General features: G+C 40.8%; 21 protein-coding genes. 1 reads left to right on the forward strand and 20 read right to left on the reverse strand.

Going from position 1 to position 24633, the window contains the following annotated elements; genetic code table 11:
• The first annotated feature begins 477 nt into the window (after positions 1-477).
• Entirely contained in the window at positions 478-603 is a 126-nt protein-coding gene (locus tag ACIQYS_RS12720) for a hypothetical protein (protein ID WP_402980206.1), read from the forward strand.
• A 96-nt stretch (positions 604-699) separates the two neighbouring features.
• On the opposite strand, the gene ACIQYS_RS12725 is transcribed toward ACIQYS_RS12720, so the two are convergent.
• From ACIQYS_RS12725 to ACIQYS_RS12820, 20 genes are all read right to left on the reverse strand, one after another.
• Positions 700-894: a tyrosine-type recombinase/integrase gene (locus ACIQYS_RS12725; protein ID WP_402980611.1), complete on the reverse strand. Its 195-nt coding sequence runs from the start codon at positions 892-894 to the stop codon at positions 700-702.
• A gap of 238 nt (positions 895-1132) precedes the next feature.
• On the reverse strand, positions 1133-1381 hold the full coding sequence (locus tag ACIQYS_RS12730; RefSeq protein WP_402980209.1) for a hypothetical protein: 249 nt from the start codon (positions 1379-1381) through the stop codon (positions 1133-1135).
• 325 nt (positions 1382-1706) lie between these two features.
• Positions 1707-2261: a tyrosine-type recombinase/integrase gene (locus ACIQYS_RS12735; RefSeq protein WP_402980212.1), complete on the reverse strand. Its 555-nt coding sequence runs from the start codon at positions 2259-2261 to the stop codon at positions 1707-1709.
• Positions 2262-2335: 74 nt separating this feature from the next.
• Positions 2336-2545: a hypothetical protein gene (locus ACIQYS_RS12740; RefSeq protein WP_402980215.1), complete on the reverse strand. Its 210-nt coding sequence runs from the start codon at positions 2543-2545 to the stop codon at positions 2336-2338.
• Between the two features lie 281 nt (positions 2546-2826).
• A complete protein-coding gene (locus ACIQYS_RS12745; protein WP_402980218.1) occupies positions 2827-3150 on the reverse strand; it encodes a hypothetical protein in 324 nt (107 codons plus the stop codon).
• Positions 3150-3662, reverse strand: a complete 513-nt coding sequence (locus tag ACIQYS_RS12750) for a JAB domain-containing protein (RefSeq protein WP_402980221.1) — start codon at positions 3660-3662, stop codon at positions 3150-3152. The genes ACIQYS_RS12745 and ACIQYS_RS12750 overlap by 1 nt, the downstream gene beginning before the upstream one ends.
• An 839-nt stretch (positions 3663-4501) precedes the next feature.
• Positions 4502-6604, reverse strand: a complete 2103-nt coding sequence (locus tag ACIQYS_RS12755; protein ID WP_402980224.1) for an Ig-like domain-containing protein — start codon at positions 6602-6604, stop codon at positions 4502-4504.
• Between the two features lie 67 nt (positions 6605-6671).
• Entirely contained in the window at positions 6672-9317 is a 2646-nt protein-coding gene (locus ACIQYS_RS12760; RefSeq protein ID WP_402980227.1) for a hypothetical protein, read from the reverse strand.
• Between the two features lie 590 nt (positions 9318-9907).
• Entirely contained in the window at positions 9908-10768 is an 861-nt protein-coding gene (locus ACIQYS_RS12765) for an ROK family protein (RefSeq protein WP_402980236.1), read from the reverse strand.
• A 135-nt stretch (positions 10769-10903) separates the two neighbouring features.
• The gene (locus tag ACIQYS_RS12770; RefSeq protein ID WP_402980239.1) at positions 10904-11524 is read right to left on the reverse strand and encodes a LutC/YkgG family protein; all 621 of its coding nucleotides are present in this window, start codon (positions 11522-11524) and stop codon (positions 10904-10906) included.
• Positions 11521-12945, reverse strand: a complete 1425-nt coding sequence (locus ACIQYS_RS12775; RefSeq protein WP_402980242.1) for a LutB/LldF family L-lactate oxidation iron-sulfur protein — start codon at positions 12943-12945, stop codon at positions 11521-11523. The genes ACIQYS_RS12770 and ACIQYS_RS12775 overlap by 4 nt, the downstream gene beginning before the upstream one ends.
• A 2-nt stretch (positions 12946-12947) precedes the next feature.
• Entirely contained in the window at positions 12948-13673 is a 726-nt protein-coding gene (locus ACIQYS_RS12780) for a (Fe-S)-binding protein (protein WP_402980245.1), read from the reverse strand.
• A gap of 225 nt (positions 13674-13898) precedes the next feature.
• Positions 13899-15947 carry a bifunctional aldolase/short-chain dehydrogenase gene (locus tag ACIQYS_RS12785; protein WP_402980252.1) on the reverse strand — a complete coding sequence of 683 codons (2049 nt, stop codon included), beginning with the start codon at positions 15945-15947 and terminating at the stop codon, positions 13899-13901.
• Entirely contained in the window at positions 15944-17539 is a 1596-nt protein-coding gene (locus ACIQYS_RS12790) for a ribulokinase (RefSeq protein WP_402980255.1), read from the reverse strand. Before ACIQYS_RS12790 ends, ACIQYS_RS12785 begins: the two co-directional genes overlap by 4 nt.
• A gap of 14 nt (positions 17540-17553) precedes the next feature.
• Positions 17554-19338 carry an L-fucose isomerase gene (locus ACIQYS_RS12795; protein WP_402980258.1) on the reverse strand — a complete coding sequence of 595 codons (1785 nt, stop codon included), beginning with the start codon at positions 19336-19338 and terminating at the stop codon, positions 17554-17556.
• Positions 19339-19353: 15 nt separating this feature from the next.
• Complete coding sequence (locus ACIQYS_RS12800) at positions 19354-20790, reverse strand: rhamnulokinase (protein ID WP_402980261.1); 1437 nt, start codon at positions 20788-20790, stop codon at positions 19354-19356.
• Between the two features lie 12 nt (positions 20791-20802).
• Positions 20803-21444, reverse strand: coding sequence for a class II aldolase/adducin family protein (locus tag ACIQYS_RS12805; protein WP_402980264.1), 642 nt, complete (start codon positions 21442-21444; stop codon positions 20803-20805).
• Between the two features lie 55 nt (positions 21445-21499).
• Entirely contained in the window at positions 21500-22480 is a 981-nt protein-coding gene (locus ACIQYS_RS12810; protein ID WP_402980267.1) for a Gfo/Idh/MocA family protein, read from the reverse strand.
• Between the two features lie 110 nt (positions 22481-22590).
• Positions 22591-23574: an ABC transporter substrate-binding protein gene (locus ACIQYS_RS12815; protein ID WP_402980270.1), complete on the reverse strand. Its 984-nt coding sequence runs from the start codon at positions 23572-23574 to the stop codon at positions 22591-22593.
• Between the two features lie 55 nt (positions 23575-23629).
• Positions 23630-24616 carry an ABC transporter permease gene (locus ACIQYS_RS12820; protein WP_402980273.1) on the reverse strand — a complete coding sequence of 329 codons (987 nt, stop codon included), beginning with the start codon at positions 24614-24616 and terminating at the stop codon, positions 23630-23632.
• Positions 24617-24633 lie beyond the last annotated feature (17 nt).

A 24633-nucleotide genomic window follows, 5' to 3' on the forward strand; every position in this document is an offset into this window, starting at 1 on the left:
CAAGAAAAATTAGGCTACCTAACACCAAAAGAATTTGGAATTGCGGCAGCCTAAATAGGTGTTTTATATGTGTCTCATATCGCTAGGTCAGTTCATTTACGATATTTCTTATATTTTGGGTAAACCCCAAACCAAAAATCTCTGATATTCTTCTTTAATTTGAGGTAATTCAAAATTAAGCACTTCTTTTTCCTTCACTAATCCCGCTATAGATGGAGTATGTCAATTCAATTCACCCTCTGATCAATAGAAATTTAAAGTAATATAATAATCTTTATTTTTTGCTTACCATATAACCGTTACCTATTGACTAATTACCATTAAAAAAATGGCATAAGTAATCAAAAAACACAAATATAAGAATACTACAAATACAATAAATAATGTGTGTTTTTTGTAAAATTATAGATATAGTGACGAATTTGTGAAATGTTTTTTGTCGTAATTTTCCAATGAGAGCATCAGGAGATGTTATAAGTGGTAGAAATCATAATTATTCGACATGAAGTAAACCAAAAAGTTATGTGGAGAATTGGCAGGTCAAGTGCAGCAAGTCAAACGCATACTGCACAACAGATGTATAAACAGCCGGTTAAGAGATGATTTCCTAGGAAAGGAAATCTTATTTTTCAACATATGAAATGCGTGCCCACTCCGCCTGCCCCATCAGATCCACTCATCATACTTGTCTTTTTGTGCCTAATGGTGCAACCCTGCATACAGATCGGTTTGACTTACATGATGGCGGCCTAACAATACTTTCAAAAATACAAAGGGAATTCCTTTCATGGCTAAGTGGGCAGCAAACGTATTGCGTAATGTATGGGGGCTCAGATAGAAGTCCAATTCTTTTCTGTAAGCCGCAAACCAATGAACCATAGATTCACGACTAATCGCTTCGTCCCTTCAAATTCAAAAATAGAATGGGAAGCTCAACCGTCCTTTCTAGTAAGATTGCACGGACATGCTCGGAACATTCTCTCGTGGACAAAACGATTCGGTCTTTCTTCCCCTTCCCCTTTGGAATGCGAATCATCCGCTCCTCCCAGTGAATATCTGCTAATTTTATGCTGGCCAATTCCCCCTCAGACGCCCGTTGTATATAATAACATCTCTATCACCGCTCTTTGTTTCAAGTACCTCTCAACAAGCAGCCTAGTTGGATAACCGCTCGTTGGTTAAGTATCTGGCAATATCGCTTTGGTCTTCCAGGTGATATACAGGCATGGTCCGACAATCCAAAAGCCATTAGCGATTCGCCAGTTCCTTCTGCCTCAAACCAAACGGAAAGTTCTGATTCGATGGCAGAAACGTATTCGAGAGGAATACTCCCCATTTCTATTAATTCCTCTATATCAGCGATAGTGTGAATGGTTTTCAACAGTTATGACTCCCCTTTACAATTTTTCAACAGCCACTTGTTTTTCCTCTCTTGTCGTTTGGATATAGAATTTAGCAGTCATGTTTACTGTGGAATAACCTGTTAGCTTGCTTACAGTAGTTAGGTCTACTCCTTTTCGGAGGAGTCTAGTTGCAAATGTCGGAACAGATGTGGATGCAGTTTCATCCCCAGCTCTTCTGAAATATTGGCAAGCCAGTTCCTAACCGCATCTCGATGCATTTTATTCGCTCGTTGGCTGACCAATAGATAGTCACTTTCACAAAAGCGAGATTTCTTTCTTCTGACTGGTATTGCTTTATCAGTTTTAGACCATCTTGCCGCAAGCTGATTTCCCGCCCTTTCCACGAACCTTTAGTGTAGCTGTTAATGAATCAATATCACCTAGCTTGATATTCACTAACTCGGACACCCTAACAGCTGTATATAAGAGCAGATAGGCAATAACCTTATTCCGATGGCTCACTTTTGTATCATCCTCTAAGTAAAAGAGCAGCTTTTCCACTTCCTTTTCAGACATTGCCGTAACAACGTGTTCACTTCCAGCTGCAATTTGTACCTTATCCCTTTTGAGTTGAATGAAGTCCTCACTTACCAAAACATTCCTTTGCAGGAAATCGTTGTAAACCTTTAGGCTATTTACTTTCTTATTGATGGTCGAGATAGCAAATTGATTATCTAGTAAATGTTGCTGGTATCGAACAAACGAAAAGCGAGAAAGCGGCTGTTGTTCGTTTGTCGCCTTCTCGTTCAAAAACTCCTGGAATCCCTTTACATCGCTTACATACGACTCAATAGTTTTCGTTGCCCGTCCCTCTTCTAAGAGCCATTGCTGAAATGATGCTAGAATATTTTCTGTCATCTTGATTTCCTCCTAAAATAAAAAAAGAGTAGCGGCTTTTATACCACTACTCGGAAGATTAATTCCTTAACTATTTATCTAAATCTTTCTCCTGTATAGGTTTCAAATAATTCTTCAATTTCATCTAACTCAGAACACCAACCATGTCTTGTATTATTAGGGTCTAAAATTCTATAGTGCTGAGTAAACATATTTTGTTGGATTTTCCATCCATTTGTCGTTTTAATAGTATTCCAAACAAAATTTCCACCTAGTGTTTTAGTTGGTATATTAGGAAATAACATAACTTCACTCCTCTCCATAATATTACATTTATTACCCAATGCAAATGTTTTTATACTTCAATTACTAATAAACATCACCTACTTTCAAATTAGCTTCATATTGCACCATTCTCGCCAGTTATATAATAATGGCATAAGTTTTTAGGCACACAAAATGAGCACATGCTATGTACCGCATGCACTTACCATTTTCAATATCATTGGTCCTCACTTTTGACATGAGTTTTTCTTAGAACTGTCGTGAGTTGCCAATATAGAGTACCCTAGTTTTGTTGTGAGATTTAGTGGGGGAGGGGTAGCACATTTCGAAAAACTAACTCACCATTTTTCGTCACAACCTGTAAACACCACTCTGGACTATCTGGATAAAAAGAAATTGCACCAACCCATACATTGTTCTTCTCATCATCGACAATCATAATCTCGTAAACAAGTGTTTCTGGAAGCTCACCAAATAGTTCCATCGGAACAAAGAAATCTTCTACTTCATCCATTCCTAACTCTGTAGCTTCTATACCAATATCGCTTACTTCAACTTCTACACCAAATTCATTTAGTAATGTACCCACAAACCACTCCATTTCTCTTGATAGCCGATTTTCCATTATAAGTAGCCTTTCTCTTTCAGCGATACAAAACTGTTTTCTCCGATGACAAGATGGTCGATTAACTCAATCCCAATAATTCTACTAGCTTCTACTAATCGTTTCGTGACATCAATATCTTCTTTACTTGGTTTTGGTCGTCCAGATGGATGATTATGCATTACTAAAATGGAAGCTGCATTTGAAAGCACCGCAGTTTTCATGATTTCTCTCGGATGTACGATACTTGCATTCAAACTACCAATGTGGCACACATTAATCACTGTAGGCTGATTCTTCACATCTAAACACATCAATACAAAATATTCACGGTCCAACTCTCCTAGAAACTGCTTGAACAGGTTATAAGCATCTTCTGGACTTCGTATACTCCTATCCTTATATAGTAGACTTGATTCCTTCACCATGCGAAGAGAGACAATATCCACCCGTTTAGCAGGTATTCGTTTCTCTCCTCCCTTCACTGTTAGTAATTCAATCTGTTCCAATTCATTCACTTGATACTTCTCCATAGTAAATCCCTCCAAATAAAATAGCTCTACCTCCAAAGTTGGAAGTAGAGACTTTATGTTTGTATTCGGGATTATAATATATATTTGAAACGTGATTAAAAACAGAATATTTGTATAATGTGATGAATAAAATAAATACAAGAACATTTGATATCTAATACAATATAACATCCCATTTCATTCCCTTTACTTTTTTACATTTGGTCTAAGCGTGTATAGATGCTCTTCAAAAAGAAACATCTAGAAGAAGAGGCTAAGTTACAAAGAATAATTAAGCGGTAGAGACAAAAAGATTCCTCGGCTAACAACTTAATTAATGTAGCATATTATTTGACTTCATTCAAAAATAATTGTAATTATGTCCAAATCGTTTCCGGTATAAAGTCAGATTTACCTTCAAAAAAATAATTCTATGTTCTCATGCAGCAATTAATTAGTCCCATGTTAAGATTTTGCAAATATATAAACAGTTACTATGTACCTATTTAAACTGAAAATTATTATACAAACAATTTAGACTTGGTAAATTGAACCTATATAACCACTATTTTTTAGGTTACAAACTACAAAGGATATTGTAGAATAACAAGTAAGAGATATTAAGTAGTCAACGCACGAATATAGTTGACCGAGATTACAATGAAGCTACATATATTAGATAGCAAGAGAAAGACACAAAAAGAAAAGCCCCTTAACCGATTGCTCGATTAAAGGACTATTCCTCATTCAACATCCTATGTAATTAGCGATGAAAAAATTAATTCTGAATGTAATCACATAAGGTGTCTTGTCCACTTCTTTCACTAGATTACTAGTTTATGAAGTAACGTTTCGTTTAATTAAACGCCTTCGACTTCTTCAGGAGCAGGAGTTCCTTCTTCTTCAGGAGCAGGAGTTCCTTCTTCTCCAGGAGCTTCAGCAGGAGCAACTTTTGCGATATCGACGTCAATTGTACCTACGGATACAATTTTACCTGCAGTATCCTTCACACGTACAGTAACTGTACCTGTTACCGCTGCAGTTGAACCTTCTGCACGTGATACAGTTACAAGTAATTCCCCATGAACACCTTCTGCTACAGATACTACAGCTGAACCTTTAGTAGAATCTAAGTTATCTAAGATTTCTAAAGTACCTAATGTAGCAGCTGATTCTGCGCTATCTTTAATAGTTGCTGATTTACCACCTTCAGCAACATCAAATACTACTGCAGTCGCTGGAGTAGATGTGAATGTTAAACCACTTGCTTTTAATACTGCAGTTGCATCTGTAGATGTTACTTTTGCATCTTTAATTAGAGTTGCTTTAGTAACTGTTGGAGTAGAGTTATTAACTGTTACTTTATATGAAGCTACTTTAAGAGCGCCATCATATACATTTACAGTTGCTGTACCAGTAGCTGTAGCTGTTAAAGTAATTTTACCATTTTCGCCAGCAGCAACTTCTACAATATTAGCTGTATTACCATTTATATCTTTTTCTACTACTTCATAAGATAATGTTGCTGCAGGATTTTCAGCAATATATTCTTCTAAAGCTGCAGCCCCTACTAATTGATTAGCAGTATTGTAACCGTTATATGCTACAGTTACAGCATTATCTTTAGCATTAGCCACATCAATCACATTATCTTCTGATTGGTCAGCTACTTTTACTAATTCTAATTTGTAAGTATCTACTTTATTTTCACCAACAGTAACTGGAATTGAAATTGTTTTTGTTCCAGCTTTAACTGTTACTGTAGTAGAACCTTTTGCTACACCAGCGATTGTTACTTTAGAACCATCAGGATTTGCAGTAGCAATTGTTTCTTTAGCAGAAGTTACTGTTAAACTACCAGTAGAAATTGCATCGCCAAATTGGTCAAATGCTTTGATAACTACATCTTGAGAACCAGATTCAACGATACCTACAGCTGTTACATCTGCTTTTACTGTTGTAATTACACGAGTAGCTTCAGCTACTGTTAAAGTGATAGTTTTAGAACCTTCTCCTGAAGTTACAGTAATTGTTGCTGTACCAGCAGAAACAGGAGTAATTTTTCCATCTGCACTAACTAATGCTACTGCATTATTTGATGATTTGTAAGTTACACCTGTAAATTCTGTAATTTCTTCTCCTTTAACATTTGTACCTTTAGTTGGCACTACTTTTAATGTAGTATCATCTAAAGTAACAGTTGTACTAGTTAAAGCTTTTTCAGCTGAATCTTGTAATTCTAATTCAGTAATCGTTTTTGTAGCTGTAGCATCCACAACTGTTACTTTACCAGTTGTTTTAGAAGTAAAAGACTCTTCACCTTTTTCTACAGTTACTGTGTAGTTAAAATCAGTAATTGTTCCAAAGTCAGCTAGTAATTCACCTGTTGTAGAGGTAGTAGAACCACCAACAAAAACAGCTTTGTTAGCAGAGAATGATACTGTATACCCAGCTTCTTCTAACTCTGCTACAGTTACTGATTGTTTGCCATTAATTTGTACCGCTAATTTTTGTTCGGCAACTGCTTTATAAACAGTAGCGTTAATCGCACTTACCTCAACTACTTCAAGATCAGTAGCCGGTGCTTCAGTAACTAGGTCACCTTTTTCATCAAATTTTGCTTCTACAGTAGTAACGTTCACTGGAGTACCAGCTGAATCTAAAGCATCTAATGTTAGAGAAATATCATTTTTATATGCATCTAATGCTAGGTTATATTCACTAACTGAATAAGTTTCTCCATTAGGAGCAGTTACATATTGTACGCTAAGTCCTGCTGCTTTATTAGCATCTACTAGTGCGTTATATGTAGAATAACTAACTTTATAGTTAACACCGTCTTTTGTAAAAATTACTTCGGAAAGAGAAGAAGCAGGTGCGGCAGAAACTGTTGGTACAACTGCACTTGCAACTAGTACTGCAGCTAAAGCTGTACCGCTCATTACTTTAAGTGGTTTTTTCATTGAAGTTCACCTCATGGTTTTTTTATTAAAAGGGACGGCAGATAAAGCCGCCCCTTTTGATTATTTATTATTTTACTACTTTAAATTCTGCAGCATTAATTTGTGCATCAGTATAAGTGCTTGGAACACTTACAGTATAACGTCCAGCAGTAAATGGATTTACAACAAAGTTGTAAGTATTACCATCTAAAACTAATGAGTAAGAAGTTCCTTTGTTAGCATCTGCTAAATCAGCAGTGTTAAATCCAACAACTTTATTTCCTAAACCGTTATTTGTAATAGTAGAAGTAACATCACCTAAAGTCACTTTAACAGCTCCCACTTGAATAGCATTAACACGAGCTTGTAATGCATCTTTAGTTGCACCAGCAGCTAAAGCATTAACTGCAGATTGTGCTGCATCTTTATCAGCTTGTGTTTTGCTACCTTCTGCTTTAGTTACAGCTGTATCAGCAGCTATTACTTTAATTTGTTCTTGAGTTAGTGGTGGATTTACTACTCCTTGGTTAAAACCAATACCTTCTTTAACTTTTAATACAAGGTTATCTTGGTTTGTAACTCCAGATACGCTGTCGATTCTGTGTGAAGTAGTTTCTTTGTTATCATAACCAGCTTCAGAAGAAACAACGTCAACAATTTTAAGTGTATCGCGGTCTACTTTTACCACTTTATAAGTAGCTTTTTTAGATAAAGAGTCTTTAAGTGTAATAGTTGCACTTGAAGAAACTTTTAAATCATTTAATGAATCGTTGCTGAAGTAAGAGAAAGTGAAGTTAAGAACATCACCAAAACCGATAACTCCATCAGCAATTGATCCTGCAGTTGATACAGAGTTTACTTCATATGGTCCTACAAGAACTTCTGCAGAAACTGCAACGTTTTCAGAAATAGTCTTAGCAGCATCAACACTTTGGCCTGGTGCTACTTGTACTGCCGTGAATGTTGGGTTTTGACCTGGTGTTCCTAGGTTAGCCGCTTGTACTGACCATTTACCTGAAGAAACAGTAGATGTTCCAACTAATCCACCAGTAACATTGTTATATAGATATACTGTATAACCATTGTTACCTTCACCTTCAAATTTATAGTTCATTCCATATCCATCATAAGTTACTTTTACTTCTGGATTTGTGAACTCTACACCAGCAAATGTAACGTCTGATGTGATGTTGAAAACAGAGCTTCCAGAAGCAGCTGCTTTGTAAGAAGTTACTGTGAAAGTATCTTTATATGATAATGCTGCTTTGAATTGATCTAAAGTAACAACATTCCCTAAAATGTGGAAAACATCGTTTGCATCATATTTATATTTTGTTGCTCCAACTGTGAAATAATTGTTAGTTTTATCATGGAATCCAGTAAATTCTGTTGCAGAAAGGGTTGCGTTGTCTGCTGCAGGTTGATATACAAATGTACGTCCAAGTTTTAAAACTTTTTCGTTATCAACACGTTCTACTGTAGGAACAAATCCATCAGCACTTCCTGCGTCTCCTTTAATAACGATAGTTAAAATTCCGTCATAAGGAACAGTTACAGTTGCTGTATCACCTGAAGTTGCAACACCATTAACACTTACTAAATCTGCAGTAGCTCCAGCATTTGTGTTGATTTTAACTTGACCGTTATAGTTTGTTAAATCAGCATTTTTTACTGTTACTTTATAAACGCGAGTTTGACCAACTTCAATACGTTCTACGTCAGCTTGATCTACAAAGAAAGTATTGTCTGTCACTGCACCTGGAGTAGTGAATGATTTACCAGTAGCTTTTCCTTGGTAAGATAATGTGTAAGTTGTACCAACTTTTTGAGTTGAAGTAGTCAAAGTTACAGTTTTGCGGTCTTCTGAAACAACAGCTGCATTAACTGTTAAACTATTATCAAATACAAATTGTCCAGCTGGTAATACAGCGTCAACTTGTTTAGAGAATTTAACTGTTACTGTGTTGTCATTTACGCGGTCTACAGAAAGAACTTGTAGTGGTAATGCTGCTGCTACGTCAGTATAGTTTTTCTCTAAAGTAGATTTGAAAGTGAATTTCGCATCTTTAAGAGTTAAGTTGTAATCAGCTTTTGCTAATTCAGCAGCTGCTTCTTCTAACTTGTTGTTTTTGATCAAAGCAGAAGCTTTGTCTAAGTGAGTTTTAACAGTAACGTCATATTGAACGTCTGCGATTAATTTTTCTAATGTTGGTTTAACAGCGTTACGGATACCGTCACGAGTAGATTGACCATAAACGCGGTCTAATAATTTTGCTTGTTTGCGGTATTCAGCAGTAGCTGTATGGTAAGCAGTTTCTACTTTACCAAGATCACCAGATTTGATAGCTGCATCAAGATTGTTAGTTAACCCGATGATTTTTTCACTTGAAGTGATTGCATCGATGTAAGCTTGAGCGCGAGTGATTTGAATTTTTGGTTCAACAAGTTTCGCTTGAATGCTTAATTTTTCTGTTGAAGATAATTTTGCTGCAGCTGCTTCTGCTGCTGCTACAGCTTTTTTAGCTGCATTATACTGATCGTATGGACGAGTTTTGTAATCAGCAGAACCTTCTACTGAGATAGCCCATTTTAATACTGTACCTGCATTTTGTGCGTCTGTTGCTAATTGGTTTACATTTGTTGCTGCGTCAGCTTGGTTTGCTGGTGCTGCTGCAACGAATGCTGAAGCTGCTACTGCAGTTGAAGCTGCAATTTTGATAGCTTTTTTCTTCATAAACTTGTGATCTCCCTTCGCTTGTGTGTTGCAATTTTTTTGTAGTTTGTAACACCGGTCGCTTGATTGCGTCCAATATCAACACCCTAACTAATATATGAGTATACAAAACTCTTATGCTAAAATCAACTAAAATCCTAAAATATTACCAGTTGATTTTTGAGGATATTGTTTTGAAAGCACCAAGGACATGATTACATGTTCCATATTACAGCAATATTACCAATCATGCCACCTTTTTTTCTGAATAATTATTACTATTTTTTAAATTGAACGTTTTGACATTTTTATTTATCTGATTAAATAGATTTTTCTTACTACTAATTCATTTAATATTATAGTAGATTTTTATTATTAAATTAATTTATTTTAAATTTCTTTGTGTAAATGCGTGCATTTTTTATTTTTTGTGTTATGATGTACAGTATAGAAGGTTACTTATAGATGTGTAACGCCGTAAACTTGTTTGTACATTCATTAGTGTGCAGCCTTCTACTTCCTTCGTTTTATCGCTCAAGAAAAGAAGCATCTGAACATCGGATGCTTCTTTTCTTATTTTATCGCCTTTTGCTTATGCAGAAGGCGTTTTTTTATATTTGTCCCGCATACACAAGCCCACCGATTAACCCTGCATTATCCCCTAGTGCCGGTAAGACTATTGTTTCTTCTAGGTTAGCAAGTGCTGGATAGTAGGTGTAGCAGTTTAGTTGTTCTTTCATATTTTGTTTTATTTTCGGAAGGAGTTGAGGTTGTTTCATAACACCTCCACCGATGATGATGCGGTCGGGTGCGTGGGTGAGTATCATTTGGTAGACTCCTTGTGCGATATAGTTTGCTTCTGTCTCCCATGCAGAATGGTTTGCTGGGAGATTTTTTGCGTTTGTTTTCCATCTTTTTTCGATTGCTGGACCGGATGCTAGTCCTTCGAAGCAGTCTGTGTGGAATGGGCAATTGCTCGGCGTTGTGTCTTCCTTTGTTCGCTTAATCCAGACATGGCCCATCTCAGGGTGTTGGGTGGTGGGCAAGAATCGTTTGTTTACGACTACTCCACCGCCGATTCCTGTCCCTATTGTGATGTATAGGACGGTTTTATCTTTAGTTCCTGCTCCATGTACAGCTTCTCCTAGCGCCGCTACGTTTACATCGCTTTGCAGTTCGATCGGGATGTTCAGGTTATCTTTTAGCGTTTTAAGGAACGGAAAGAAACGCCACGCTAGTTTTGGGGTGTCTAGTATGGTCCCGTATAGTTTGTGCTCTCGGTCGATGTTTACTGGTCCGAAAACACCGATTCCGATTGCTGTTACTGGGTTTTCTACGAAAAATTCGGTGAGTTGCTGCATGTTTTCAGCTGGTGTAGTTGTTGGAAACTGTGCTTGTTTTATGATATTGCCGTTTTTGTCCCCGATAGCGCAGTTCATCTTTGTGCCCCCAGCTTCGATGGATCCTAGCATTTTAAAGCCTCCTTTTTATTTCCTTTTTAATAGGGTATAAAAGTTATAGTCACTAGTTATATTGACTTATCGTTGTTTTTTTCAAAATCTTTAGTAGTATTAAGCTTTGATGACTAACGTAAACAACTTGTAATGTCATGTTTCTTCGTCAAGAATGACATATATTGTGCGCAAAGGCCCATGTACGCCGACTACTAGATAGCTTTCGATGTCAGCGGAGTTGCTTGGACCTGTTATATAGTTAACGCAGGATGGGACTAGCTTCCCTTGTTTTACTCGTCCGTGCAGGTCTCTCATGCTTTCCTTTAGGCGTGGGACGATTACTTCTACTGGAATGAGTACGATATGGATTTCCGGCAGCAGACTGACAGATCTCCCTGTGTTGTTTTCGTTTAGTAGCACTACTGTGCCTGATTCCGCTAACGCTTGATCGCAGTATGTGATGCCAAATTTTGCTTGTTCGGCGTTGGTGATATTTTTATCGCCAAGAGTTGTGTCCCATTTGGTTGTGTTTTCGTCGAGCCAAGTTTCTAGTGGACCAGTTGCTCCGTGTATGGATGATAGTATTTCATTTGCTGGGGTTCCTTCTATTATATTGTTTAGTGCTTTTATAAGATTTGATGGTGTTGTTTCAATGATTTCTGCTTGGATTAGCTTAGCCGATTCGATGAATACTTGTTTGAGAGAGCCTGTTTCGATTGCGCAATAGACGTTCGATACGGGACGTTCGATTTGTTTTCTTGCTAGTTTGTTCATTGGCTATCCTCCCTTTCTTTCATCCAATCACGGAAACGACTTTGTTTGGGTGTTGGGAAGTCTCGGCTATTTGTCCATTCTTTTAATAGTCCTGGACCATTCGAGATAGTTTGTTTGTTTTTTAATAGCATTTTGAGACTTACGGCTGCCATTTTGGAACCATTTGTGTATACGGCGTTGGTAGATGCGCCGAAACCAAATGCTTTCATCATAAGGCGTTCGCTGATAGGTGCTTTTCCTTCTGTTTCCACTATTTGTTGACGATGCTTTAATAGTAGATTGTGTAATGGTATTTTCACTGGGCAGACGTCTGTGCATGCTCCGCAAAGGGTCGATGCATACGGTAAGTCTTTATGATCTGCATATCCGTCGAGAAGAGGCGTGAGTACTGCTCCTACTGGTCCTGGGTAAATGGAGCCGTAAGAGTGTCCTCCGATATGACGGTAAACCGGGCAGACGTTTAAACAAGCACCACAGCGAATGCATTGTAGAATTTCTTGAAAGTCTGTTCCGAGTATTTTTGAACGTCCATTGTCTACGATCACTACGTGCAATTCTTCTGGACCATCTATTTCTTGTTGCTTTTTGGGTCCTGTTAATAATGTGATATAGCTGGTAAGGCGTTGCCCGACGGATGCTCTAGTGAGGAGGCTGACCATAATGTCTAAGTCTTCGAATGTTGGTACGAGTCGCTCCATTCCCATGACGGTAATCTGTGTTTTCGGAATGGTTGTGACTAATCGAGCATTTCCTTCATTTGTTACGAGACAGATGGTACCACTTTCAGCTACACCGAAGTTACAGCCAGTAATACCTACTTCAGCTTCTAGGAATTTTTCTCTTAATGTGTAGCGTACGTGTTTTGCAAGTTCGTCTGGATCGGCGGATTTTGTGTAACCAAGTTTTTCGACGAAGACGTCTCGGATTTGTTCTTTCTTTTTATGTAATGCAGGTACGACGATATGTGATGGTGGGTCGTGATCGTCGATTTGCAGAATGTATTCTCCTAGGTCTGTTTCGACGACCTCACAACCTATCGCTTCGAGTGCTTGGTTTAGGCTGATTTCTTCGGTGACCATCGATTTGGATTTGACTATTTTTTTGGCGTTCTTTTTTTGTACGACTTGTTGGATGTATCGCGTTGCTTCTTTGTCGTCTTTCGCGAGGAAGACGTGTCCGCCGCTTTTTGTTACTTGCTCGCTGAATTGTTCTAAGTAGTCTGCGAGATTGTCTACTGTATGTTTTCTAATTTCTTGTCCTGCTTCTCTCCATTTTTCCCATTCGCCTAGTTGGTCCGTCGCGAGGTTTCTTCGTGCCCCAAGACCGTCTTGGGCGCTGGAGACGGCTTTACGCATAAAGTCATTTTGGAGTTCGGATTCTAGACGTTTCTTGAATGGTCCTTGTTTTATTTTGATAGACATTGTTATTCCTCCATTCCTCGATTTAATACTTCAGCGATGTGGAGCACTTGGACTGGTTGGTTTTCGCGTGATAAACGACCTTCTATGTTCATGAGACAACCACAATCTGCTCCTATTAAGTAGTCGACATCTGCAGTCATGATGTTATTAACTTTTTCTTTGACCATTTCTGCTGAGATATCCCCCATTTTAACGGAGAATGTGCCTCCGAAGCCGCAACACTGTTCTTGTCCTTTTAGCGGTTTTATTTCCAAGTTATTGACATTGTTTAGAAGCATTTTCGGCTCTTCTTTTGCCTTTAAAAGTCGGGTCATATGGCATGATGTGTGGAATACGGCTTTTCCGCGTAATGATGTGTTTACTTTGGTAACGCCGAGCACATGGACGATGAATTGTGTGAGTTCGTACGTTTTGTCTGCTACTTGTTTGGCGATCATGTGCCATTTTGGGTCGTCTTGGAAAATGTGTTCATATTCTTTTAGCATGAGGGCGCAAGAGCCAGATGGTGTGACGATGTATTCAGCGTGTTGGAACGTTTCGAGCAAATGCTTCATTGCTGGTTTTGCTTCGTTCAGATAGCCACTGTTGTAGGCTGGTTGGCCACAGCAGATTTGAGCGGTTGGGTAGTCAATTTCGCAGCCTAGTTTTTCGAGTAGTTCCACGGTAGCGATGCCAACGTTTGGCTGGAATAGGTCGACTAGGCATGTGGAGAATAAAGTTACGCGCATGTTCTTTCTTCCTTTCTGAAAAAAATCGCTTCGGATGGAAGCGACTTTTTTGGTTTGTTGGTTTTGTCGTGTTCGCGGGTGGTTTTGTCGCGTTCGGCCGTTGTTTTGTCGCGTTCGAATTGCCGTTAGTCGCGTTCATGCGCTTGTTTGTCTCGTTTAGGTAGTATTTCCCTGTTTTTTGGCTTGAATTGCTTTTCGCGGGAGAAAAGCTTCCTTTGTTTCTTTTTATCTTGTGAAGGCTGCGGCTACTCCGCCGTCTACAGTTAACATGCAGCCGGTTGTTTTGGTTGCTTTGGATGATGCGAAGAAGGCGATTGCTTCGGCTATATCCCTTGGATAGATATTTTCTTTCAGAACGGTACGTTGTCTGTAATGTTCTTCTAGTTCATCCGGTTCAATTCCGTATGCAGTTGCCCGTTCTTCGCGCCATTTAGATCCCCAGATGGCGGAGCCTTGTAGGACTGCGTCTGGTAGTACTGAGTTGGCGCGAATGCCGAAATCTCCCCCTTCTGTTGCGATGCAGCGAGCTAGTTGGACTTCAAGTGCTTTTACAGCGCTGTATGCGGATGCATTTTTGCCGGCATAGATGGAGTTTTTGGAGCCGATGAATATCATACTTCCGCCTGTGCCTTGGATTTTCATGAGCTTGAATGCTTCTCTCGAGACGAGAAAGTATCCTGTTCCGAGTACGTTCATATTGAGATTCCATTCTTTTAGCGTTGTTTCCTCGAATGGGCTGGATGTTGCTAGACCTGCATTGTTTACTAGTATGTCTACTCCGCCGTATGTGCGGGTTACTTGTTGGAATGCGCCAATAATTTGTTCTTCGCTTGTCACGTCCATTTGTACTGCGATTGCTCTACCTTTTCCGTAAGTTGCGTTTATTTCACTAGCTACTTTTTCTGCGCCTTCTAGATTAAGGTCAGCGAGGACGACATGGGCTCCTTGAGATGCTAGTAGGCGGCATGTTTCGCTTCCGATTCCTCCTGCTCCACCTGTGATGAATGCTACTTTTCTAGAAAACTCGGCTTCTTTTGGAGCGAGTGATAGTTTGTAAAGCTCTAATGGCCAGTATTCAATGGCGAATGACTCCGCCTCAGAAAGTGATGTGAAACCTCCAAGTGCATCTGAGCCTTTCATGACGGCGATTGCTCGGTGGTATAGGTCTCCACTAATAAGGGCTGATGCTTTGTCTTTGCCCGTGTTGATCATGCCGATGCCTGGAATTAAAATGACACGTGGAGATGTGTTGAACATTTTGTCTTCGGGTGAAGCATGTTCTTTAAAATACTTTTTGTATGCTGCTTGGTAGTTTTCGATACTTGTTTTGATCGTTTCCAGATTGCCGTCCCAGTTAATGAAAAGAGGGACACGTTTCGTGTGAACTAGATGATCAGGGCAAGCTGCTCCAACTTGAGCGAGTTCTATAGCACGCTCGCTATTGACGAATTCGAGTACGTCTTCTGTGTCATCGTAGGTGATGATTTGGCCTTCCTCTTTTGATACTAGTCCCCGGATGTAGGGAAGGATTTCAGTAACTAGTCGTTCGCGTTTTGCTGGTGAAATTCCTTCATTCGATTGGCCACCGAAAGCTGGTTTTTTCGTTAATTCGTTATCAATATATGCTTTTGCTTCGTTGATTACTTGTATCGTTTTGTCGTAGCTTTCCCGAGCTGTTTCTCCCCAAACGACTAGACCATGCTTTTCCATCAGGACGAGCTCTGCATTTGGATTGTTTTTTACTCCGTCTGTAATCATTTTGGATAATAAAAATCCGGGGCGTATGTATGGCACCCATACGAATCGGTTCCCGAAAATCTCAGTTGCGATTTCCTTTCCATTTGGCGCACAACAGATACTAATGATGCTATCTGGGTGCGTGTGGTCGACGTGCTTGAATGGAAGGAAAGCATGTAAAAGTGTCTCAATAGATGCACGTGGATGCGATTTGTTGAGCATGCAGTGTGCTAAGTATTCGACCATGTCTTCGTCGGGCATGTCTTCACGTTCTTGAAGTGGGAGAATATGTTCTAGTTGAAGCGCAGTGAAATTTGCTTCTTTCATCGTTGCAAGGTCGGATCCGCTTCCTTTTACCCACATGATGTCGACTTCTTCCCCTTTGAAGTCGAGGGCGGTTGTTTTAAAGGAAGTGTTTCCTCCTCCCCAGTTGCATACGCGACGATCTGCGCCGATTAGATTGGAACGGAATGTTAGTTCTTCTATTGTGTCGGGTTCAACTGATTTATTGGATGATGCCCAAAGGTTTTCAATCATTGTAAGTTCTCCCCTTTCAGGTTGTGTAAGTCATGCATGATGGTAGAGTCATGGACAAAGTATTTGCTTAAGTTTTGATAGATGGTGAATAGTTGGTTGTATGTCTGTTCATTGGCTTTGTTTGGTTTATACGTAATAGATTGTTTGGATGCCATTTTTTCGATTGCTTCTGGGAATGATGTGTATGCATTTGCTACGACTGCACCTAGGATGGCCGCTCCGAGTGCCGGTGCTTGGTCGTTTTCTACAACGATAATTTCTTTTTGTAGGATGTCTGCGTAAATTTGCATAAGTAATGTATTTTTCTTTGGTATACCACCGGTTGCGACGACTTGGTCGATTGGGATGTCGTTGCTTTCGAATAGTTCGATGATTACTCGAGTGCCGAAAGCAGTGGCTTCTAGTAAAGCTCGGTAAATTTCATACGTTTGTGTGGAAAGTTTTTCTCCGATTACCACGCCAGAAAGCATTGAATCTACATAGGGCGATCTACAGCCGTTATGCCAATCAAGTGCTACTAGACCACTTTCACCCGGTTTTAGTGTTTTTGCTTTATTCGTAAGCGTTTCGAAATCGGTGTTATAGTTTTTCACGAAATGTACAAATAGATCGCCGACTGCCGCTTGCCCTGCTTCATATGCGTAATATCCTGGTAAGATTCCGTCTTCTACGACACCGCTAATGCCTGGAACGAGTACTTCTTTGTCACTAAGTAATAGGTGGCAAGTGGATGTGCCCATGACCATAACGAGTGTTCCTGGTTCACTTACTCCTGCTCCAGGGAGTGCCGCGTGTGCGTCGATAATGCCTACTGCTACTGGTGTTCCTTCGTTCAATCCTAATTGTTCGCTCATTTCTTTTGTCAGTTTACCTGCTAATGTACCGGTGGATTTGACTGTACCAGCGAGTTTTGTTTCATATATATTTTCTAGTTTTGGATGAATCTTTTGGAGTGTTTCATTTGGTAAATAGCCCGTTTCTTTATGCCATGTTCCTTTGTAGCCGGCAGAACAGCTGTTTCTAGTTATGGTTCCAGTTAAGGTGGACACGACCCAGTCTCCTGCTTCTAAGAATAGATCGATTTCATCAAATAGAGCTGGATCGTCGTTTGCTATTTCCATTATTTTTGGCAACATCCACTCAGAAGAGAGGCGTCCTCCGTATCGTGCGAGCCATTTTTCGTTTTGCATGATGTTGTTTAGTTGTTTTGCTTCGGTTTCTGCTTCATGGTGTTTCCATAGTTTGACGTATGCGTGCGGGTTCGCTTCGTATGCTTTTATTGTGCATAGTGGTTTTAGCTCTTCATTTACCGGTAAGATGGTGCATGATGTGAAGTCTAGGCCAATACCTATGACGTCTGCTGGATTTATATTTTTTATTACGTCAGGGATGGATTTTGTAAGTACGTCCAAATAATCCTGGGGCACTTGAAGTGCAGTTTCTTTCCCTAACGGATTGTTATTAAGATGCCCAGTGATGACGCCATGGGGGTAGGGCGTCACACTAGTAGCGACGATATCGCCATTTTCGGTGTTCACTAAAATTACACGGCCGGATTCGGTTCCGTAATCAATGCCAATTGTGTATGTCATGGCTTTCACCTCATTCATTTGTACAAAGGACCAAAGTTTTGACAAGCACGGAAGTCGGCCGCTTCGCTTTGCTCCGTGCCGAACATGCTCCATGCACTCGGTCTGAAGATGCGAGATCCTTCGACGTTATGCATATTAACTGGAATGCGCAAGATAGATGCGAGTGATATCAAATCTGCACCGATATGCCCGTAGCTGACCACACAATGATTAGCTCCCCAGTTATTCATGACAGAGTAGACGTCCGTGAATGGACCTTCGCCAGTTAAGTTGGGTACAAACCAAGTTGTTGGCCAAGTTGGATCTGTTCGAAGATCGAGTGTGTCATGCATTTCGTCATCGAGTTCGATTGTATGCCCTTCTGCAATTTGAAGCACTGGACCGAGTCCTTTTACGTAGTTAAGACGAGCGATTGTAACTGGCATATCGCCTTTTGTCGTGAAATCGCTAGAGTATCCACCGCCTCTAAAGTATTCAGTTGACGCTGGACGGAATTGTACGTTTTTTAGTGTTTCCTCAACTTCTTCGTCCGTAATTTCCCAGTAAGGCTTCATGACTGGTTTACCATCTTTCGTTTGACGACCGGTTCCATCAAGGGCAGCCGATCCGGAGTTGATGAGATGGATGAAGCCATTTGCCGCTTTTCCTGTGAGTTCTTTTCCTGTTACCCGTATAACCGCCTCTGGACTCCAGAACGTTCGGACGTCCGCAAAAACTTGCGCGGTATTTGTGAGCAAGTGCCCCATTGCCATTGTGACACCGTTTAAGCTGTCGTTTTCAGTCGCCAATAAATACGGAGCACGCTTGCCATTCCAATCGAATGATGAATTTAAAATCGTTTCCATAAAGTCTCCATTTGGAAAGTAGTCCGTCCATTGACGCTGCCCTTGGAAACCTGCGATGAGTGCGTTTCGACCATTCGCTTCTTCTTCGAAGCCCATTTGTGCAAGTTTTTCATTGCCAACCATTAAATCGCGTGCGATAAGCGTCATTTTAATAGAACGTTCCCAGTCGCTTTGTTTTTCTTCGTCTGTTCGCTTAAATTGTTCTTTGTTTATATCTTCCCCACGCGTTAAGTTTTCGTTTGTCCACGCGAGTGCTTTTTCATATTCTTCTGTATCATAAATTTCAAGATCCATCCTACGAACAAATTCACTCATATCGATGTACTCATTGCGCATGCCTAAGTATTCTTGGAAAAAGTCGTCTTTTACAATGCTTCCGGCAATTCCCATCGAGACAGAGCCCATTGCAAGATAGGATTTTCCTTTGAGCATTGCTGCGGCAAGCCCAGCTTTAGCAAAGCGAAGGAGTTTTTCTTGTACGTCTTGTGGGATTGTTGGATCTGCTGCGTCTTGTACGTCATGACCGTAAATGCCGAAAGCAGGAAGTCCCTTTTGGTTATAACCCGCTAGCACTGCAGCTAGGTATACGGCTCCAGGCCGCTCGGTTCCGTTGAAGCCCCAAACCGCTTTTGGCAGATGCGGATCCATATCCATTGTTTCGCTTCCATAGCACCAGCATGGGGTTACGGTGATTGACACCCCGACTCCTTCTTTTTTGAATTTCTCTGCCGCATGTGCCGCTTCTGCAACGCCGCCGATACAAGTGTCCGCGACGACGCATTCTACTGGTTCACCATTATAATATTGAAGATTTTCAGATAGGAATGTTGCGACGTTTTTTGCCATGTTCATCGTTGTTTCTTCTAGCGATTCGCGAACTCCTTTTCGTCGTCCGTCAATAGCTGGGCGTATGCCTATTTTCGGTAGTGTTCCGATATAACGTTCTTTTGTCATATTTGTATCCCTCCGTTAAGTATGTAATAGTTGTTGAAACTTTTCGGTTGCTTCTTGCCATTCTGACTCGTTTTGTGGTTCATACCGAGTCATTTCGAAGGAGTTTGCGACGAGTTGACGCCCTTCTTCGATCGTGCGTACCTCTCCTAGAGCCCGGAGTTGGGATAGGCCGTTTCCGATAGAACTTGCTTCTGTTGGACCGGTGTGAACGATTTTTTTCGTTGCGTTTGCGATAAATTGGCATAGGTTTTTATTTTGCGTTCCTCCACCACCGATGTGGATGGCAGTTGTTTTCGTTTTGGTGATTTGTTCTATTTGGTTGATCGTATATGCATACTTTAATGCTAGACTTTCTAATAAGCAGCGTATATGTGCCCCTGGTGTTAGCGGGACTTGCTGATTTGTTTTAAAGCAGTATTTTTTTATTGCCTTTGTCATCGATGTTGGGTTGAAAAAGAGCTCGTCGTCCGGGTCGATGAACATTTGAAACGGTCGAGCTGCTTGTAGTGCTTGTATTTCTTGTTCATATGTGAAGTAAAGTCCTTGTTGCTTCCACTCTTCTCTCCATTTTTGTAGGATCCAAAATCCCATTGCGTTTTTTTGGAATCGGTAATGCCCTTCACTCGTTCCTTCGTTTGTGAAGCCTTTTTGGAAAGCTTCGATTGTGGTGTTTGGTGTGTTTACTTCTTTTCCAATGAGTCCCCATGTACCAATGCTAATGAAAACGGCGTTAGGTGTTTGAATCGGCAGTGCGGATAGTGCGCAAGCCGTGTCGTGGCCCGGTACTAATGCCATTTTAATGTTTGAGTGATTCGTTAAGTTGCCGACGATTTGGTGCGGCATTTCGATCGGTGCAAATGGTAGTGTTTGATTGAAAAAAGTGTGTTGAATGTCTTGGTCCCATGTTTTGTTTGCGTTTACTAGTTGGGATGTAGACGCGATGGCGAATTCGTTTATTGTGCTGCCGGATAGTGCGTGCATAAGCAAGTTTGGTGTCATGAGTATGTTGTGTGTTTCTGATAAATAGTGCGGGTACTGGTCTTGTATAGCCATCAGTTGAAATAATGTGTTGATTGGCGAGATTTCGTTGCCTGTTTGTTGGAATAGTTTTAGCGCTGGTATTTGGTTTGTCGCTTGTTTTACGTACGGGACGGAGTGCGTGTCTCGGTATGAAAACGGCTTCGTTACAAGGTCGCCGTTTTTATTGAGTAGACCAAAATCGACTCCCCAAGTGTCGATGCCGAGTGATTCAGTTGGAAAATCCACTTTGTTTAAGCCATCATTTAGTTCGTGTATTAAGTGATCGTAATCCCAATAATAGTGATTATTTTGAGCGATTGGCTTGTTGACGAAGCGATGAATTTCCTTTGTGTTGAGTGTATTTCCATTAAATTTTTGGGCAACGAGCCGACCACTGGACGCACCTAAATCATAGGCAAGAACTGTTTTCATAGCGTTTGCCTCCTATTCTTTCAGCAATTTCGAACGATATCTTTCCGCAGAAAGGTTACGAAGATCATCGCATTCTTCGTTGGTTAAAATTCGTGGGCCGCCGAAAATGGAGCTGATCGTGTACACTTTCGCAGATTCCTCCGTCAGCTGCATGAAGAAAAAAGCTTCTTTCATCGTTTTGCCTAAAGTGAGCACGCCGTGATTTCGCATGATGATCACGTCATTTATCACGAGCTCCGCCACTTTTTCTGCAAGTAAATGGGTGGTCGGAATAATGTAGTCGATGTAGCCGACGCTTTTCACCATTGCTGGAAAGTCCGGAAAGACCGGCGGAATGTCTTTGCCAGCGGATGACACGCCTACTGAGTATGTCGGGTGCGCATGGAGCACAGCTTGAATTGCATCATTTTTGCGGAAGCATTCTAAATGCATCAGTACTTCAGATGATGGGCGGAGTGTCCCTTCTACTTTCCCTGTTGTAATGTTCACTTTGACCCATTGGTGTGGCTCGATTTCTTTAAGATCGAATCCACTTGGGGAGATGTACATATTGTCTTGGTCACGCATGCTTAAGTTGCCGCCTGCTCCTACTACTAGGCCTTGGTCTACTAATTTATGGGCGTATTTTGTCAGTTCTTCGATGACTTTGGACACATTTGGTCACTTCCTTTCTGGTAATGCTGATTGGAATTTAGGTTAAGGTAACTGGTTATGTTGGAATCGCTGTTTTTATTGCTTGGTTGATTTTTTCAAGTTCGGTCGTTTGTTGGAGCATTTGTGTTTCTGTGTAGGTTGGTGGTTCATTGTTTTCGATTGCTTGTTGGAATGCTTTTATTTGTTCGATGTATGCATTTGCTGTTACGGTTATGGTTTTAGTTTCGTTGTTTGATTTGTATTGAATGACGCCTTTGTGATTGTTTAGGTCCGTTCGAAATGCATAAGGTAGTTGCATCGTTCCTTTTGTTCCGATGATATCTATTGTTTGTGTCATCGGGCCGTGGAAGCTTGCGTCGATTTGCGCTATGATTCCCGATGGATAGCTTAGTTGAACCGCGATATGTGTGTCGACTTGGTGATTTGATCTGCCTTGAGAAGCTTGGACCGTTTTCGTACTTTCTTCTATTAAATAGTGAATCGCATTTAGTGGATAGCAGCCGATGTCATTTAGGACGCCCCCTCCAAGATTCGGGTTGAGGCGGATATCGTTTTGCCAGTCCTCTATTGTGAAATGGAATCTTGAGCGGATAGTTAGGATATCACCAATTACTCGTTGTGCTAATAGTTCTTTTGCTTTCGCCATTTGGGGATGGAAGCGGTACATGAATGCTTCCATTAAATAGACGTTGTGTTGTTTGCATGCTTGTTGCAATTCGATTAGGTCGGTTGCATGAAGCACGATTGGTTTTTCGCACAGCACATGTTTGTTCGCTTGGATTGCGGCAAGTGTCCATTTTTTGTGATGCGTGTTCGGAAGTGCTATGTACACTGCATCTATATCTGGTGAGTCGAGTAGTTTTTCGTATGTGTCGTATGTGTTTGGAATGTTGAATTGCGTTGCGAGTGCTTCGGCTTTTCCACTTCGGCTTGCTATTGCGATGATTTCGGCGTTAGTTGTTTGTTGTATTGCCGGAATGACTTGTTGTTTCGCGATGTTCGCCGCGCCGATGATGCCCCAGCGAATCTTTTTCATCTAGACTTGCCTCCTCTTTGTTATGGTGGTGAATTGTTACAGGAGTGTTACTGGTGCCAGGCACCAGTAACACATCTGTAACATAAGGACCTGTAATATTAGGTGTTTTATTATTCGTAGATTGCGGCTTTGATTTCGTCGCTGTCGATGTTTTCTTTGTCGTACCAGTAGAAGCCAGTGTCAATTGTTTTTTCTACTGTTTTGCCATTCATTGCGTCTACCGCTGCTTTTACTGTTTCGTAACCAATGCCGACTGGGTTTTGTGTAACTGCTCCAGCCATTAAGCCGCTTTTGATAGCGTCGATTTGTTGTTTACCGGAGTCGAAGCCGACAACTACTAGGTCTCCTGATTTGTTAAGTTCTTGTACTGCGTTTACTACACCGATTGCGGATCCTTCGTTGGAACCGAAGATTCCTTTTAGGTCGCTATGTGCAGAGATGATTGCTTTTGCAAGGTCGGTCGATTTTAAGTGATCTCCACCGCCGTATTGGATGTCGACGATTTCGATGTTTGGATATTTGGATTCGATTTGCTCTTTGAAGCCATCACGGCGTTGTACCCCGGTTACCGATGTTTGGTCATGCACGATTAACGCAATTTTTCCTTCTTTCCCTATGAATTCAGCCATTTTGTCTGCTGCAAGCGCCGCAGCCGCCTTGTTATCAGTCGATGCAGTTGCTAGTGGGATATCACTATCTACTCCTGAGTCAAATGCGACAACTGGAATTTTTTTATCTTTTGCTTCTTCGAGTAATGGAGTTGCCGCTTGTGAGTCAAGTGCCGCAAATCCTAGAGCATCCGGCTTTTTGTCGAGTGCTGCTCTAAGCATTTCGATTTGTTTGTCTACTTGTGATTCACTTTCTGGTCCTTCAAATGTAATTTTCACATCAAATTCGTCCGCAGCTTGTTCCGCACCTTGTTTAACTGCTTGCCAGAATTGATGTTGGAAACCTTTCGACACGATTGCTACATAGGGCTTATCGCCACTAGAGCCTGTGGATGAGGTGCCGGATTCTGTGTCGTCTGAGTTACATGCACCTAAAATCATGGATACAGCTAACATACTTCCTAAAAACCAAGATCTTTTCTTCATTTTTTACTCCCCATTCCCTTTTTTATATTTCAGTCACTTGGACTAAATACTATGTTTATTCCTTACGTCTTCTGAGAATATCCATATATACCGCTAGAATGATAACTAAGCCGACAACGACCGTTTGCCATTCTTGCGGGATGGACATGATACGTAGACCATTTGTGAGAACGCTCATGATCAGTGCCCCAATCACCGTGCCGACGATCGTTCCTTTACCACCACTAAGGGATGTTCCACCAATGACTACTGCAGCAATCGCTTCCAACTCGTATCCTTGCCCGAGTGCAGGTTGCGCTGAGTTTAGGCGTGACGCCATGACGACACCGGCAATTCCTGTGAAAGCACCAGCTAATGAATAAATCGTTACTTTCCAAAAGTCAACATTTACTCCAGAGAGCTTAGTCGCTTCCTCATTGCTTCCGATTGCAAAATTGTAGCGACCTAAAATAGTTTTGGAAAGAATAACAGCACCTATAATCGCTGCAATAAAAAATATAAGAACCGCATTAGGAATTCCAGGAATAAACGTGCCAAGCGCGATTTTCGTGAATGATTTAAAATCTGTAAAATAAATTGGGGCTGCTCCCGAAATAACTAGTGCTAAGCCCTTAGCAATCATCATCATTGCAAGCGTCGCAATAAATGGAGGGATTTTCAGTTTCGTGATCGCAATACCACAAAGAAATCCACAAAATGCACCAGTTGCAATCCCTGCAAAAACTCCTGCGAAAAGTGGCAATCCCGCATTTACGATAATGACGCCCGTTAGTACGGAAGATAGCGTCATCACGGTGCCTACCGATAGGTCAATTCCTCCTGTAATGATTACGAATGTGGCACCGAGTGCTAGTATTCCAATTACAGCAGTTGATAATAATATTCCGATTATGTTGCTCCATTGCAGGAAACTTCCAGATGCAAAAGAGAAGAAAACGACTAGTACGATTAAACTTCCGAAGGCGAGTGTTTGTTGTATTGCTCCGGGTGGTATTATTTTTTTCTTTGTTGGCTCTTTTTCCGTTAGTGTCTCGACATTCATTTACTTCACCCCTATTG

Source organism: Psychrobacillus sp. NPDC096426 (assembly GCF_044762745.1).
GTDB lineage: Bacteria > Bacillota > Bacilli > Bacillales_A > Planococcaceae > Psychrobacillus.